Here is a 14,389-nt window from a genome sequence, read left to right on the forward strand (position 1 = left end):
GACGGTGCCTGCGAGGCCTTCTTCGAGTGGAAGGAGCACAAGAAGCAGGACATCATGGCCTTCCGCAACCATGCCTACAAATCGGTCATCACCGGGACGATGGCGCCGATCCACCACACGCCCTGGAAGGACGCGCTGGAAGATTCGATGGAAAGCTACCTGCGCAACTGACGCAGGACCCAGGATCAGGGAAGCGGCGTCGGAGACGGCGCCGCTTGCTTTTTGAGCGCCGTCTGTGACCGAAACTGCGATCAGAGGGAAACATTCTTTCGCAGGGATCAAATTTTGCTCGCTATGACTTTGCGCCCGTGCTTTTCTGCGCGGCGTCAGGTCGCAGGGGAAGCCGCGTCCTGAGCCGATTCTGCGCCGGACAGAGGGGAGGACTGGGGAAGACCGCAACTGATGTCCGCACATTGAAGACAGCACCGCACAGCGGAACGAAGGGTAGGCAGCAAGACCTGCCCAAGGGCCGATGTGGCGCCTAACAGGAGAGAGGGAATGACGACTGAAACTGGATCGGGCCAAATGGTCCGAGCGCTGACGTGGAAGGGTGCCTTCTGGGTTGCGGCCGGGGTGCCGCCGCTGGTGCTGTTCTCGATCGGCGGGATTGCCGGAACCACGGGCAAGCTGGCCTTCATGGTCTGGATGATCTCGATGGTGATGGGCTTTCTGCAAAGCTTCACCTATGCCGAGATGGCGGGGATGTTCGGCAACAAGTCGGGCGGTACCTCGGTCTATGGCGCGACGGCATGGCTGCGCTATGGCAAGCTGATCGCGCCCCTGTCGGTCTGGTGCAACTGGTTCGCGTGGTCGCCGGTGCTGTCCCTGGGCTGCGCCATTGCGGCAGGATATATCCTTAACGCGATCTTCCCGATCCCGTTGGCCGACAGTCAGCCGGTGCTGGACTGGATGGCCGCCAACATCGGCAGCTACACCGCCGAAACGGCAAGCGTCGTGCAATATATGGCGGACAACGCCGGCACCACCGCCGAACAGGCGATTCAGGCCGTCGCCTCGGGCGATGGCGTGCACGCGCTGACCCCCTGGTTCCGCAGCTTTGAAGCCGCCGCCATTACCATCCCGGGGTTGGGGACCCTGCACTTCAACTCGACCTTCATCATCGGCGTGGTTCTGATGCTGATCATCCTGTTCATTCAGGAAAAGGGCATCGCCTCAACCGCAAGCGCGCAAAAATGGCTCGCGGTCGTCGTGCTTGTTCCGCTTTTGCTGGTGGGCCTGGTGCCGATCCTGACCGGCTCGATCAACTGGATGAACGTGACCAATCTGGTGCCTCCCACGGCCGCCTACTCGGGCGTGGACGGCGAGTGGAACATCGGCGGCTGGACGCTGTTCCTGGGCGGTATGTATATCGCCGCATGGTCGACCTACGGCTTCGAAACCGCAGTCTGCTACACGCGCGAATTGAAGGATCCCAAGCGCGATACCTTCCGCGCGATCTTCTACTCCGGCCTTCTGGCCTTCGTCTTCTTCTTCCTGATCCCGTTCTCGTTCCAGGGGGTTTACGGGGTGGAAGGCATGCTTGCGAGTGGCATCGTCGATGGCACAGGCGTCGGCGAGGCGATGGGCAACATGATCGGCGGGGGCCCGGTTGTCACCCAGATCTTCGTGATCCTGATGATCCTCGCGCTGTTCCTGGCGATCATGACCGCAATGGCGGGCTCTTCCCGCACGCTCTACCAGGGGTCGCGTGACGGCTGGCTGCCCAAGTACCTGGGCGAGGTGAACAGCCACGGCGCACCGCGCAACGCCATGTGGACCGACTTTGCCTTCAACGTCGTTCTGCTGGCGCTTGCCTCGGACGCGGGTGGCTACTTCTACGTCCTCGCGATTTCGAACGTCGGCTACATCATGTTCAACTTCCTGAACCTGAATGCGGGCTGGATCCACCGTCTCGACTCGGCACATATGGACCGCCCCTGGAAGGCGCCCACCTGGCTGATCGGGCTGAACACCTGCCTTGCCTTCGTCAACGCGCTGTTCCTGGGTGCGGGGGCAAAGGTCTGGGGTTACGAGAACGCGCTGTGGTCGGGGCTGATCTTCGCCTCGTTCATCTTCCCGGTGTTCTGGTACCGCCACTATATCGTCGACCAGGGCAAGTTCCCGAAGGAAGCCTATGACGACCTTGGGCTGCCGTATGGCGAGTTGGGTGAGCGCAGGGCAGGGATCCTTCCCTATCTGGCGCTGGTCGCCGGGGCGGCGGTTGTTCTCTGGGCGAACTGGTTCTTCGTCCTGCCGGCCTGACCGCGCGGAAAAACCGGAAAAGCCGCCTTTCGGGGCGGCTTTTTCTTGCGAATGTGTTTTCTGGTAAGAAATTTTGTTGCATTTCATTATTGCTTTCTGGCGGGAATCACCCGAGACTGGACGGAAATCACCATGCTTCAGGGAGCCTGACGATGACCAATTCCTGGCGTTTCTCGACGCTGATCGACCGCCACCGCGCGCTTGGGTCCAACCTCGAAGACTGGAGCGGGATGGGAACCGCCTGGTCCTATTCCAAGGGCGACCCGGATGCCGAATACATGGCGATCCGCACCAAGGCCGGGCTGATGGATGTCTCGGGCCTGAAGAAGATGCATATCACCGGCCATGCGGCCAGCCATGTGATCGAACGCGCGACGACGCGGAACATGGAAAAGCTGATGCCGGGCCGGGCAGTCTATGCCTGCATGCTGAACGATGCGGGCAAGTTCGTCGATGACTGCGTGATCTACCGCATGGGGCCGAACAGCTTCACCGTGGTGCATGGCTCGGGCCAGGGGCATGAGCAGCTGACCATGGCCGCCAGCGGCCGCGATGTCTCGGTCCGCTTCGACGACAACCTGCACGACCTGTCGCTGCAAGGGCCGCTGGCGGTGGACTATCTGGAAAAACACATCCCCAATGTCCGCCAGCTGGGCTATTTCAGCCATATGCCGACCAGCCTCTTCGGCAAGCCGATCACGCTGTCGCGCACCGGCTATACCGGCGAGCGTGGCTATGAGATCTTCTGCCGCGGCCAGGATGCAGTGGAAATCTGGGACCGCATCCTCGAGGAAGGCGCCAGCATGGGGATCATCCCCTGCCGCTTCACCACGCTGGACATGCTGCGGACCGAATCGTACCTGCTGTTCTTCCCCTTCGACAACTCGGAAATGTATCCGTTCGAGAACGAAGGCCCCGGCGATACGCTGTGGGAACTCGGGCTCGACTTCACGGTTTCACCCGGCAAGCAGGGCTTCCGCGGCGCCGAGGAACACTACCGCTTGAAGGGCAAGGAGCGTTTCAAGATCTCGGGCCTGAAGCTGCAAGGCAAGAGCGTGCCGGGCAACGGCGCGCCGGTGTTCAAGGATGGCAAGCAGGTCGGCGTCGTGACGCAGGCGATGTATTCGCCGCTGAACGACTGGACCGTCGCCATCGCGCGGCTGCCGGTTGCCGATGCCAACAACGGCACCGAGCTTGAGGTGCGCTGCGGCACGCATGGCCCGATCAAGGCCAAGTCGGCCCCGCTGCCGTTCTACGATGTGGACAAGAAGCGCCGCACCGCCAAGTGACCAACCTTCGGGGCCTGCCCTCCGGGCGGGCCCCTTCTGCCAGGGAATCCCAAGCCGTGAAGACCTTGCTGACCCCCGTGGACGCCCCTTCGATCCGAAGCCGTCCGGTCTATGCGGCCCTTGAGCCGCACCCCGCTAGCCTGCACCTGATCGTCGCCGACGGTGAAGGGGCGGGTGCGGTGGTGGACCTGCTGGCGAAGGCGACCGATCGTTCGGAAATGCTGGCGGCGGCGCATGTGATGTATTGCCCCGGCCCCGACGGCCGCGACCAGTCGGCGGCGCTGGAAGGCCTGGGCGTGGCGCAGTATTTCCGAGCTCCCTCCATTCCCGCGCTGTTGCCGCGGCTGGCGCGGGTGCTGTCGGCGGCACATATGGGAACGCAGTTCTATCTTGCGGGCTCCGAAGGGCTGATCGGCCAGGCCGAGCGCGACATCATGAACACCGGCTTTCCGCATGCCTCGGTGCAGAAGGAGCAGCGCGGCTCGACGGTGCGGCGGGTGCAATGCGTGCATTGCAAGGGCATCACCGAAAACGTGGCGACCGATCCGTTCAAATGCAGCCATTGCGGGCTGAACCTTTTCGTCCGCGACCATTATTCCCGGCGGCTCGCGGCCTTTCAGGGGGTGAATATCGACGCGGAAGACCCCGGTCTGGTGCCGGAAAGTGTGGTGAGGTTCAAATGAGCGGGGTCGCGAAACTCCAGGTCCGCGTGGCCGAGGTCGTCGAGGTCAACGAGCTGATCAAGCGCTTTCGCTTCGTCAGCCGCGACGGGTCCGACCTGCCGGCCTTCTCGGGCGGCGCGCATACCGTGGTCGAGATGGATGACCATGGCACGCGCCGACTGAACCCGTATTCGCTGATGTCCGATCCCGAGGACCGGACGGGTTACGAAATCTCGGTCCGGCGGGATGATGTCGGGCGCGGCGGGTCGCTGTTCATGCACCGGCATGTGACGCCGGGGATGGAGATGACGCTCTCCTATCCGGTCAACCTGTTCGCGCTGGACAACCGCGCGAAGAAGCATCTGATGATCGCGGGCGGGATCGGGATCACCCCGTTCCTCGCGCAGATCGCGCAGCTGTCGCATTTCGGCGGCCGGTTCGAGCTGCACTATTCCGCGCGGTCGAAGCCGCTTGGCGCCTATATGGACCGGCTGACCGGGGCGCATCCCGACCGGGTGCACTGCTATTTCGACGACCAGAAGCAGATGATCGACCTGAAGAAGGTCCTGGAAAACCAGCCCATCGGCACGCATCTCTATGTCTGCGGGCCGAAAGGGATGATCGGCTGGGTGTTGTCCACGGCGGAAAGCATGGGCTGGCCGAAACAGGCGCTGCATTCCGAGGAATTCATCGCCCCCGGCACCGGCCTGCCCTTCACGGTAGAGCTGACAGTCAGCGGCAAGACCATCACCGTCGGCCCGACCCAAAGCCTGTTGGAGGCGATGGAAGCCGCCGGGGTGGATGCGCCCTACCTCTGCCGTGGCGGGGCTTGCGGGCAATGCGAAACGGCCGTTCACAAATGCGACGGCACCATCCTGCACCGCGACCATTGGCTGACGCCCGAGGAGCAGGCTTCCAACACGAAGATCATGCCCTGCGTCAGCCGCTTCGAGGGCAAGACCCTTGTCATCGACCGATAGGAGAATCGCATGAGCCTTGACTTCAAGACGGGTGCCTTCAACGATTTCTTCCGGGACGAGACGTTCCGCGGGGACTTTACCTATCGCAACTCGAACCCGCGCCGGTTCCCGTTCCCCTTCGACCGCGACGACTACATGTATTCGGTCAACATGGAACCGCATGTGCCGGGTCGCCCCGGCTCGGTCTTCGAGCATATCCTGGACGTGGACGAACATTACGTCGCCGAGATGATCGACCGCTCCAAGGTGCTGGCGGATGACCCGCTGCGCTGCCAGTCGTTGCCGCATATGACGCTGGCCGGTTGGGACACGCTGGAACTGGTGATGGAGTCCAAGGCGCGGGATTATCCGCAATGGTTTTCGCTGACCAAGGACGGCAACCGCTGGCATTGGGTGAACCGCCCACTGGGAATTGAACAGTCGTTCACATTCCTGGACGAATCGACGCTGCCCTATCCGCCCTTCGAATACATCATGCGCCAGACTCAGGGCGACTGGACCCTGCAGGACGAACGCGACGGCACGCTCTGGATGGATGCGGGGATCGCGACCTCCCAGGCCGACTGGTCGGTGGATTTCGACGTGGGCATGAACTTCCACGAATGGCACGCGCCCGTCCCGCTGGCGCATGAGAAGGGCGTCTTCGACCGGGCGCTGAAATTCCTCTTGAAGCTCCAGCACGGTGCGCCGGTGCGGCGGTTCAACTGGACGATGACGGTGAATCCGCTTCTGGATACGGCGCCCGAGACCTATCCGAAATGGGGGCCGATGAAGGCCAGCCTGACGCCGGAGAACCTGGGCCAGAAGCAGCACCTGCGGGTGGAGTTGCAGACGCTCTACCGTCTGCCACGGTCCAACGCGATCGCCTTCGACATCCGCTGCTACCTCGCCAGCTTCGACGAGATCGTGACGGTGCCGAAATGGGCCCGCCGGTTGCACCGGGTGGTGCGCGACCTGCCGGACGAACTGGCGACCTACAAGGGCTTCATCCGCAACCGCCCCGCCATGGTGGAATGGCTGTCCAAGTACGACGACGGCGCGCCCACCTCGCCCGGCTGGTGGCCCGATGACTGAGCGCGGGCCGCTCCGCCTGGGGTTCCTGATGTTCCCCGGCTTCCCGATGGCCTGCCTCACCTCGGCCATCGAGCCCCTGCGTGCCGCGAACGAGATCACCGGGCGGCGGGAGTTCGTCTGGTCGCTGGTCGCCGAGGCGTCGAGCCCGGTCCGCTCCAGCGCCGATATCGGCTTCGAGCCTGACGTGACGCTCACCAACTTGGAGACGGTGGACCACCTCTACCTTCTCTCGCCTCCCACCGCCGAATATGCCGATCCGCGCCGCAGCCCGGCGAAACTGCGCTGGCTGGACCGGACCGGGGTCACGCTCGGCGCCTTTTCCGGTGGTATCTTCCCGCTGGCCCGCGCGGGGCTGCTGGAGGGGCGTCCCTGCTCGGTCCACTGGTGCTACGAGGCGGCCTTCAAGGCCGATTTCCCGGCGGTCGAAGCGCGTGAGGTGACGATCCTGCGCGAAGGGCGCCGGATCACCGCTTCCGGCGCGGGGGCGGTCTTCGACGCCATGCTGCGCCTGATCGAAGAGCGCCTGGGCCGCGATTGCATGACCGAGGTCGCCTGCTGGTTCCAGCACCCCTTCGTCCGTGATGCCGACGCCAGCCAGAAGGTCCCCGTCGCTCGCGCGGGCGGCACCACGGACAGCCTGCCGGTGGCGATCCGCGAGGCGATCCATCTCTTTGAGACCCATGTCGAGGACCCGCTGCGCATCCCCGATGTCGCTGCCGCCGTGGGCCTGTCGGGCCGACACTTCGAGCGGATGTTCAAGCGCGAGACGGGGCAGAGCCCCTTGCGCTACTACCACCATTTGCGGCTGATGAAGGCCCGCCAGCGGGTGCTCTATTCCAACGACAGCTTGCGCGAGATCGCCGCCTCGGTCGGCTACATGACCTCGAGCCCGATGATCCGGCACTATACCGAGTTCTTCGGCGTCTCCCCCCGCGACGAACGCCGCCTGACCCAGACGATGCGCCGCGCCCCGGTGCGGGTGGAAGCGGCGGAGTAAGGAGCGAGGCCGGGCAAGGGTTCACTTACCCGCCTTGCAGCCCCAGCACGGCAATCCCGGTGAAGACGGCGCCGATCCCCAGCCATTGCACCGCGCGGACGCCTTCCTTCAGGAACCATGCGGCGAGGAGCACGGTCAGCACTCCGAACAGCGAGGATGTGACAGAGGCGTATTCCGCGCGGGGCAGGGCACCGGCGGCGGTCACAAGGCCGAGGGCGACGGCATCGAAGGCCCCCATCAGAGCGAGGAGCCAGGTCTGGCCGGGCGAGGGACGGACAGGCGCGCGGAGAGCAAGGGCCAACAGAAGAATCGAGGCCAGCGCAACGAGGCGGCCGATGAGCAGCACCGGAAGCTCGCCTCCCTGCCGCGTAGCCTCTTGTCCCAGGGCGAAGGCGGTGGCGAAGCCCAAGGCGCTGAATGCGGCCCAGCCGAGGGCGACGGCGGGGGGCGCGGCATAGCCCTCGGGCGCATCGTCGCGGGCGGCCGTGGCGACGATGGCGATCCCCAGGACGATGGCGGCGACGGCAAGCCAGTCGGTCCGGGTGACGGGCTGGCCCTGGGCATGGGCGACGATCAGGGACAGCATCGGAAAGGCCCCGATCACCGGCGAGACCAGGCGGACAGGGGCAAGGCTGAACGCCTTGTAAAGCGCCCCGCCCGCCACCGCATAGGCGAGGCCATAGCCGACCGAGATCACGAGGGCGGTCCCGGTCATTGCCCCCCAATCGCCCCAGATCAGCACGGCGGGGGCGAGTACCAGGCTGCCGGTCATGAACACCGTCGCGATGATCGGCAGGATAGCCGCACCCTGGCTGACTTTCCGCGCCAGAAGATCATGCGCCGCCCAGATCAGGGCGGCGGTCAGGCCGAAGCCGAGTGCCAGCATTTCAGCGCCTTTTCTCGTCCTAATGCTTGTGTCAGGCTCACCCTGACGCTATTCTTCTGGATGAACAAGTTTTATCCTTGTTAAACTTTCCGGGCCGAACGGCCTTGGGTCCGATGATGGGGTGCGCGATGCTCGATTCGATCTATCCCAATGTAGTTCCGGGCCCGCCGCGGCCGAGCCGGATACTGACGCCGCAGGGCTTTTCCCGCCATCACGGGCAGGAGCGGCTTGCGGTCCCCGGCGGTGGCGCGGTGCTGTTGCAGATCATGGTGGGCGACCGGGTCGTGGTCATCAACGATGAAGGCGGGCAGCCGGTAGAACTGGTCGCGGCGGCGAAGGATGGCCGGATCGACGCGATGCTTCTGGGGCAGGCCTCGAACTCGGGCGCCGAGGGGCTGAAGGCGATGCTGGCGCAGGGCGATGCAAGCCTGCGGCGCCTGCGCAAGGGTCTGGAGAGCCGCCATATCGATCTTGCGAAGGCCGGAGCGATTCGCCTCTTCGGAGGGGAGACGCCTGCGGGGACGCAAGCCGAACTGACCGCGCTGGACGAGGGCTGGCTGGTCATCGCGGCCCCCGGCCTGCCGATGGCGCCTGAGGCACAGGATACGGCGACGCCGGTCACGGTTCTCGTCAGCCGCGCAAAGCCCCGGATGATGGGGCAGTATGACCTGCCCGATCCGCTGGCCGACCCGATCCTGGACCTCCGGGTGAAATCGGCGACGGCGGAAAGCTATTTCGTCAAGGCCGGCGACTATATCCAGATTCTCGACGTCGATGGCCGGCAATGCACCGACTTCCAGTGCTTCGATGCGCGCAAGCTTGAGAAGGGCCTGCAGCACGCGCTGGACGTGACGACATCGCGCACGCTGATGGGCCATGCCTATTCCATGCCCGGCCTGCATTCCAAGTATTTTGACCAGGACTGGGTGCCGCTGGTCGAGGTTGTGCAGGATACCGTAGGGCGGCACGACGCCTTCGCCATGGCCTGCGCGGCGAAGTATTACGACGACATCGGCTATCCCGGCCATGTCAACTGCTCGGACAATTTCAACAAGGCGCTGGCCGGATACGGGGTGGACGCGAGGCCGGGCTGGATGGCGGTGAACCTGTTCTTCAATACGAACATCGATTCACATGGCGTCCTGATCAGCGATGAACCGTGGAGCCGCCCGGGCGACTATGTGCTGTTCCGCGCGCTGACCGATATCGTCTGCGTGAACTCGGCCTGCCCGGACGACACCTCGCCCGCCAACGGCTGGCATCTGAGCGACATCCACGTCCGCACCTATTCCGGGGCCGAGACATTCAGCCGCGCCATCGCCCACCGCACCACGCCGCAATCGGAGCCGAAGATGACCAAGGAAACCGCGTTTCATGACCGCATCTCGGCGCGGACGCGCAATGTGGTGGAATACAAGGGCTACTGGCTGCCGCAGGTCTATTCGCAGAACGGCGCGCTGGAGGAATACTGGGCCTGCCGCGAGAAGGCGGTGGTGCTGGATCTGTCACCCCTGCGCAAGTTCGAGGTGACGGGCCCGGATGCCGAGGCGCTGATGCAATGGTGCGTCACCCGCGACATGAAGAAGCTGAGCCAGGGCCAGGTGGTCTATACCGCGATGTGCTATGAGCATGGCGGGATGATCGACGACGGCACGGTGTTCCGGCTGGGCCGCGACCAGTTCCGCTGGATCGGCGGGGACGATTATTCCGGCCTCTGGCTGCGCGAGCAGGCCGAGAAGCTGGGGCTGAAGGTGATGGTGCGGTCCTCGACCGACCAGTTGCACAACCTAGCGGTCCAGGGTCCGAACAGCCGCGAGATCATGAAGCGGATGATCTGGACCGCGCCGCATCAGCCGACGATCGAAGAGCTGGGCTGGTTCCGCCTGACCGTGGGCCGTCTGGGCGGCCCGAACGGGGCGCCGGTGGTGGTGTCGCGTACGGGCTATACCGGCGAGCTGGGCTTCGAGATCTTCTGCCACCCGAAGGACGGCTCGGCGGTCTATGACGCGGTCTGGGAAAATGGCGGCGATCTGGGGCTGAAGCCCATGGGGTTGCAGGCGCTGGACATGGTGCGGATCGAGGCCGGGCTGATCTTCGCGGGCTACGATTTCAGCGACCAGACCGACCCGTTCGAAGCGGGGATCGGCTTCACGGTGCCCTTGAAATCGAAGACTGACGATTTCATCGGCCGCGAGGCGCTGATCCGGCGGAAGGAACACCCCAGCCGCAAGTTCGTTGGCCTCGACATCGATTCGAATGTCGATGTGGGCCACGGCGACTGCCTGCATGTCGGGCGGGCGCAGGTCGGGGAAGTGACCTCCTCGATCCGCTCGCCGATCCTGGGCAAGAACATCGCTTTGGCGCGGGTGGATCTGGCGCATTCCGAGGTCGGAACCGCGCTGGAGGTCGGCAAGCTGGATGGCCAGCAGAAACGCCTGCCGGCGGTGATCGTGCCGCTGTCGCACTACGACCCGAAGAAGTCCCGTCCGCAAAGCTGAGAGGGTATGCCATGCAGCCGATGATCGACCGGATCGGGGGGGAACCGCAGGTCCAGCTGCTGGTGAACCACTTCTACGACCTGATCGAGACCCTGCCGCAGGGCAAGACCATCATGGAGATGCACCAGAAGGGCCACGGGCTGGCCCATGTGCGGCCCGAGCAGTTCAACTTCCTCTGCGGCTTCTTCGGCGGGCGGCGTTATTACCACGAGTTGCACGGCCACATGAACCTGCGGGAAATCCACGCGCATGTGGAGATTCGCAAGCAGGATGCCGAGGATTGGCTGGCGGTCATGGACCGGGCGATGGTGGAAACCAACGTGGCCGAGAAGGAACGGGGAGAGATCATGGCGATCTTCCGTCGGGCCGCGCTGATGCTGGTGAATGTGAACTGACCCTCGTCAGAGCGTTCCGTCGCGCAGCGCTTGGACCTTCTGCCGCAGGTGGAGGTCGGCAAGGATCACCCGGCCGTCGCTCACCAACTGGTCCCGCAGCGCGAGCGGCAGGATCTGGGTGCGGCGGTAGAACTTGTCGATCTCTTCCGGGCTCGCTTCAGCAAGGAAGGCCTGCAGCTCGGGACGGAACTGGTAGGCGCCCTTGGTCATCCTGAAGGGCACCGCGGCCAGCCAGGCGGCCTTGTCCTGCGCGTGGAAGTGCAGGAGCTGCATCTCGGGGTGCCAGTCGGGTGTCTTGACGAATTCCTTGTCGATCATGACCGTGTGAAGGCGCGGCAGAAGGCCGGGGACGCGCGTCCGGTAGATCACCTTTCCCACGCTGTGTGACAGCATCCCGTCGCGGATCACCTTGCGGTAGGGGCCAAGGGCCGCGCGGCGGCGCGGCCAGTATTCGTGGCGCAACGCGCCGCGGAACTCACGCGCGGTATAGATGTCGTCGGGCAGGAGAGGATCGTGCATCGCCTCGAAGGGTTCCAGCTTCATGACGATGGTTTCGGGCGGCGTGGCGTCGAGGATCGCGGCGACGGGGCGCGGGGCCAGGAGGAACTCGTCCACGTCGATATGGACGATCCAGTCGCTCGAGACCTTCTCGCGGTAGGTGAACCGGGCGTTCTGGGCCTGGCGGTTCTGGTGGGCGGGCGGGCGCTTCTTGCCGACGCTGGCCCAATGGGCGTCATCGCAAGGCGTGACGGTGACGCGGGGGTGATGGGCCAGGGGCTGGGGGATCGGCTGATCGGGATCGTCGAGGAAGAGCCAGAGGTGATCGGCCCCGAGCGTCAGGTGGTAGGCAGCGAAGGCGAGAAGCTTTTCCTCGGGGGCCTTGACGGTGGCGACAAGGCTCCACGTCGCCATCAGAGCGCGTCCAGAAGCGCGGGGGTCGGCCAGCCGTCAGCGGGCAGCCCGAGGCGGGTCTGTTCCTTCTGCACCGCCGCGCGCGTTCCCGCGCCGAGGATGCCGTCGATCTTGCCGACGTCATGGCCGAGGGCGGCAAGCTTTTCCTGCAAGGCGGTCATCTGCTCTGGGTTGAGCGCCGGGTCGGGGTTGCCCGCCGCATAGGGCTTTGCGCCCTCGATCCTTGTGGCGAAATAGGCGGCGGTGGTGACGTAGACGAAGCTCTTGTTCCATTCGAAGAGCACGCGGTAGTTCGGGTAGACGAGGAAGGCCGGTCCCTTGCGCCCCTGCGGCAGGAGGATGGAGCCGACAAGGCCCGGGGCGAGCGGCCCGTTGCGGGGGGTGACGGCAAGCGCGGCCCAGTCTTCGCTGGGCTTTTCGGTATCGAGGCCGGTCAGCGCCCAGTCGAAACCCTCGGGCAGGGTGACTTCCGCCAGCCAGGGCTCGCCCGCCCGCCAGCCATGGTGTTGGAGCATCCGCGCGCCTGAGAGGATGGCGTCGGCTTCCGAGGTCTTGAGCAGGATCAGCCCGTCGCCATCGCCATCGACCCCGCGCTCCAGGATGTCCTTCGGCAGCATCTGCACCATGCCGATCTCGCCCGCCCAGGCGCCGGTGGTGTCGAGCGCGAAGTCATCCATCGCGTAAAGCCGGGCGGCGGCGAGGACCTGGGGCTGGAAGATCTCAGGCCGGCGGCAGTCATGGGCGAGGGTGAGAAGGGCGTTGCGCGTGTTGAAGTTGCCCTGGACCTGACCGAAATCGGTCTCGAAGGCCCAGAAGGCGAGAAGGATGCCGCGCGAAACGCCATACTCGGTTTCGGCGCGGGTGAAGATGTCGTTCAGTGCGTCGGACTTCGCGCGGGCGGTGGCCAGGCGCTGCTTCGAGATCAGCGATTGCGAGAAGTCGAGGAAGGTCTTGCGGAACACGCCCTGCGCGCGGTCGGCCTTCAGAACCTTCGGGTCCTGCCGCGCGCCCTTGAAGAAGGCGGCGGCGGTCTCAGGGGGAACGCCTGCGGCGACAGCCTCGGCCTGCATCGCCGAAAGGAATTCGCCGAAGTCTCCGCCACAGGGCGCGGCTGCGGCGGGAGCGGCGAGAGCTAGGGCGAGAAGGGCGGCGCGCATGGGGTCTCCGGCGGTTTGCCAGACCCTAGAGAAGCGCCACCAGAACGGCAACCGCAAGGAGAGCGGCCCAGACCCGCCACAGCGCATCGGCGGCGGCGTCGATGTCCTCTGCGCCGGCGTCGCGGCGGCCTTCGGGCCAGACCCACGGATAGTCCTTGCGGACGCCGTTGTAGCTGCGCGGGCCGGAGAGGGCGACGTTCAGCACCGGGGCCAGCGCGCTTTCGGGCCAGCCCGCGTTGGGGCTGCGGTGCTTCGGCGCGTCGCGGAGGATGGGGGCAGGGTCGACCCAGCCATGGGTCAACGCAATCAAGAGCGCGGTCAACCGGGCCGGGATCAGGTTCAGCAGGTCGTCGAGACGGGCTGAGGCCCAGCCGAAGTCGCGATACTTCGGGGTCAGGTGGCCGATCATGCTGTCGGCGGTGTTGACCAGTTTGTAGGCCAGGATGCCGGGCAGGCCCAGGACGAGATACCAGAAGACCGGCGCGACCACGCCGTCCGACAGGTTCTCCGCCGCGCTTTCGATGGCGGCGCGGGCGATGTCGGGGCCGGTCATCCCGGTGGTGTCGCGGCCGACGATCATTGCGACGGCCTGTCGCCCCTCGGGGATAGAGCGGCGGAGCGCGGTGGCGACGGCGCGGACATGATCGACCAGGCTTTTCTGCGCAACCAGGATCGCGACGGTCAGCACTTCAAGGATGCCATGGTCCGGGATCAGGTGGATCACCCAGCCAAGGACGAGGCCGGTGAGCAGGAGACCTGCGGCAACGAGGGTGCCCTTCAGCTTCAACTCTCCATCGCGGTTGAAGCGGGCATCGCACCAGCCGACCAGACGGCCCATCAGCACGGCGGGATGGGGTAGCCGGTCCCAGAGCCAGCGCGGCTCGCCAAAGGCGGCGTCGAGGAGAAGGGCAACGATCAGGATCATGATCCGGCTATCGGCGGCGGCCGGGTGATTCGCAAGCGGTCGTGGGCGCTTGCGCCGATTTCCCGCCAGGTAAGGCCGTGCGGCGGGGCCGATCAACCGATGGTTGCCGAAGCCTGTGTCTTTGATGACATACGCGCTTCACATTCCGGCAATACCCTTGTGACAGCTTGATTTTCTGCGGGTCCGCTCCAGAATTTGAATCGGGGAGAGGTCGAGGCTGCCATGCTTGAGTTTCTGCCGAAAGAGGTGCGCGAGGGGCTTGAGGCCGCGCGCAAACGTGACCTGAAGCGCAAGTCCCGGCTGCGGGTGCAGGTCGGCGATGCGGTCTATCCGGTGCTGCGCTTCTGGGACA

Annotated in this window: 12 protein-coding genes and 1 pseudogene; 9 read left to right on the forward strand and 4 right to left on the reverse strand. The window is 65.1% G+C overall.

The window, feature by feature from the left end:
• The 7 genes and pseudogenes from V7Q39_RS13130 to V7Q39_RS13160 form a co-directional block, all read left to right on the forward strand.
• Positions 1–171: pseudogene (locus V7Q39_RS13130) on the forward strand (NAD(P)/FAD-dependent oxidoreductase); the annotation flags it as partial.
• A 327-nt stretch (positions 172–498) separates the two neighbouring features.
• Complete coding sequence (locus V7Q39_RS13135) at positions 499–2,262, forward strand: APC family permease (RefSeq protein WP_333817045.1); 1,764 nt, start codon at positions 499–501, stop codon at positions 2,260–2,262.
• A 152-nt stretch (positions 2,263–2,414) separates the two neighbouring features.
• On the forward strand, positions 2,415–3,551 hold the full coding sequence (locus V7Q39_RS13140; protein WP_333817046.1) for an aminomethyltransferase family protein: 1,137 nt from the start codon (positions 2,415–2,417) through the stop codon (positions 3,549–3,551).
• 56 nt (positions 3,552–3,607) lie between these two features.
• On the forward strand, positions 3,608–4,234 hold the full coding sequence (locus V7Q39_RS13145; protein ID WP_333817047.1) for a dimethylamine monooxygenase subunit DmmA family protein: 627 nt from the start codon (positions 3,608–3,610) through the stop codon (positions 4,232–4,234).
• Positions 4,231–5,193 (forward strand): PDR/VanB family oxidoreductase, encoded by a 963-nt coding sequence (locus V7Q39_RS13150; RefSeq protein ID WP_333817048.1) that lies wholly within the window; start codon positions 4,231–4,233, stop codon positions 5,191–5,193. Before V7Q39_RS13145 ends, V7Q39_RS13150 begins: the two co-directional genes overlap by 4 nt.
• Positions 5,194–5,202: 9 nt before the next feature.
• Positions 5,203–6,267 carry a heme-dependent oxidative N-demethylase family protein gene (locus V7Q39_RS13155; RefSeq protein ID WP_333817049.1) on the forward strand — a complete coding sequence of 355 codons (1,065 nt, stop codon included), beginning with the start codon at positions 5,203–5,205 and terminating at the stop codon, positions 6,265–6,267.
• A complete protein-coding gene (locus tag V7Q39_RS13160) occupies positions 6,260–7,264 on the forward strand; it encodes a GlxA family transcriptional regulator (protein ID WP_333817050.1) in 1,005 nt (334 codons plus the stop codon). The genes V7Q39_RS13155 and V7Q39_RS13160 overlap by 8 nt, the downstream gene beginning before the upstream one ends.
• 25 nt (positions 7,265–7,289) lie before the next feature.
• On the opposite strand, the gene V7Q39_RS13165 is transcribed toward V7Q39_RS13160, so the two are convergent.
• A complete protein-coding gene (locus tag V7Q39_RS13165; RefSeq protein ID WP_333817051.1) occupies positions 7,290–8,150 on the reverse strand; it encodes a DMT family transporter in 861 nt (286 codons plus the stop codon).
• 128 nt (positions 8,151–8,278) lie between these two features.
• Between V7Q39_RS13165 and V7Q39_RS13170 the strand changes: the two genes are divergently transcribed.
• Together V7Q39_RS13170 and V7Q39_RS13175 are read left to right on the forward strand one after the other, a co-directional pair.
• On the forward strand, positions 8,279–10,648 hold the full coding sequence (locus tag V7Q39_RS13170) for a DUF1989 domain-containing protein (protein ID WP_333817052.1): 2,370 nt from the start codon (positions 8,279–8,281) through the stop codon (positions 10,646–10,648).
• Between the two features lie 11 nt (positions 10,649–10,659).
• Positions 10,660–11,043: a group II truncated hemoglobin gene (locus tag V7Q39_RS13175; RefSeq protein WP_333817053.1), complete on the forward strand. Its 384-nt coding sequence runs from the start codon at positions 10,660–10,662 to the stop codon at positions 11,041–11,043.
• A gap of 6 nt (positions 11,044–11,049) precedes the next feature.
• On the opposite strand, the gene V7Q39_RS13180 is transcribed toward V7Q39_RS13175, so the two are convergent.
• The 3 genes from V7Q39_RS13180 to cbiB are packed head-to-tail and all read right to left on the reverse strand — an operon-like array spanning position 11,050 to position 14,037.
• Positions 11,050–11,955 (reverse strand): glycosyltransferase family 2 protein, encoded by a 906-nt coding sequence (locus V7Q39_RS13180; protein WP_333817054.1) that lies wholly within the window; start codon positions 11,953–11,955, stop codon positions 11,050–11,052.
• Positions 11,955–13,112 (reverse strand): lytic murein transglycosylase, encoded by a 1,158-nt coding sequence (locus tag V7Q39_RS13185; RefSeq protein WP_333817055.1) that lies wholly within the window; start codon positions 13,110–13,112, stop codon positions 11,955–11,957. Before V7Q39_RS13185 ends, V7Q39_RS13180 begins: the two co-directional genes overlap by 1 nt.
• A 25-nt stretch (positions 13,113–13,137) precedes the next feature.
• A complete protein-coding gene (cbiB, locus tag V7Q39_RS13190; RefSeq protein ID WP_333817056.1) occupies positions 13,138–14,037 on the reverse strand; it encodes an adenosylcobinamide-phosphate synthase CbiB in 900 nt (299 codons plus the stop codon).
• Positions 14,038–14,389: the final 352 nt, after the last annotated feature.

This window comes from Tabrizicola sp. (assembly GCF_036781545.1).
Classification (GTDB): Bacteria; Pseudomonadota; Alphaproteobacteria; order Rhodobacterales; family Rhodobacteraceae; genus Tabrizicola.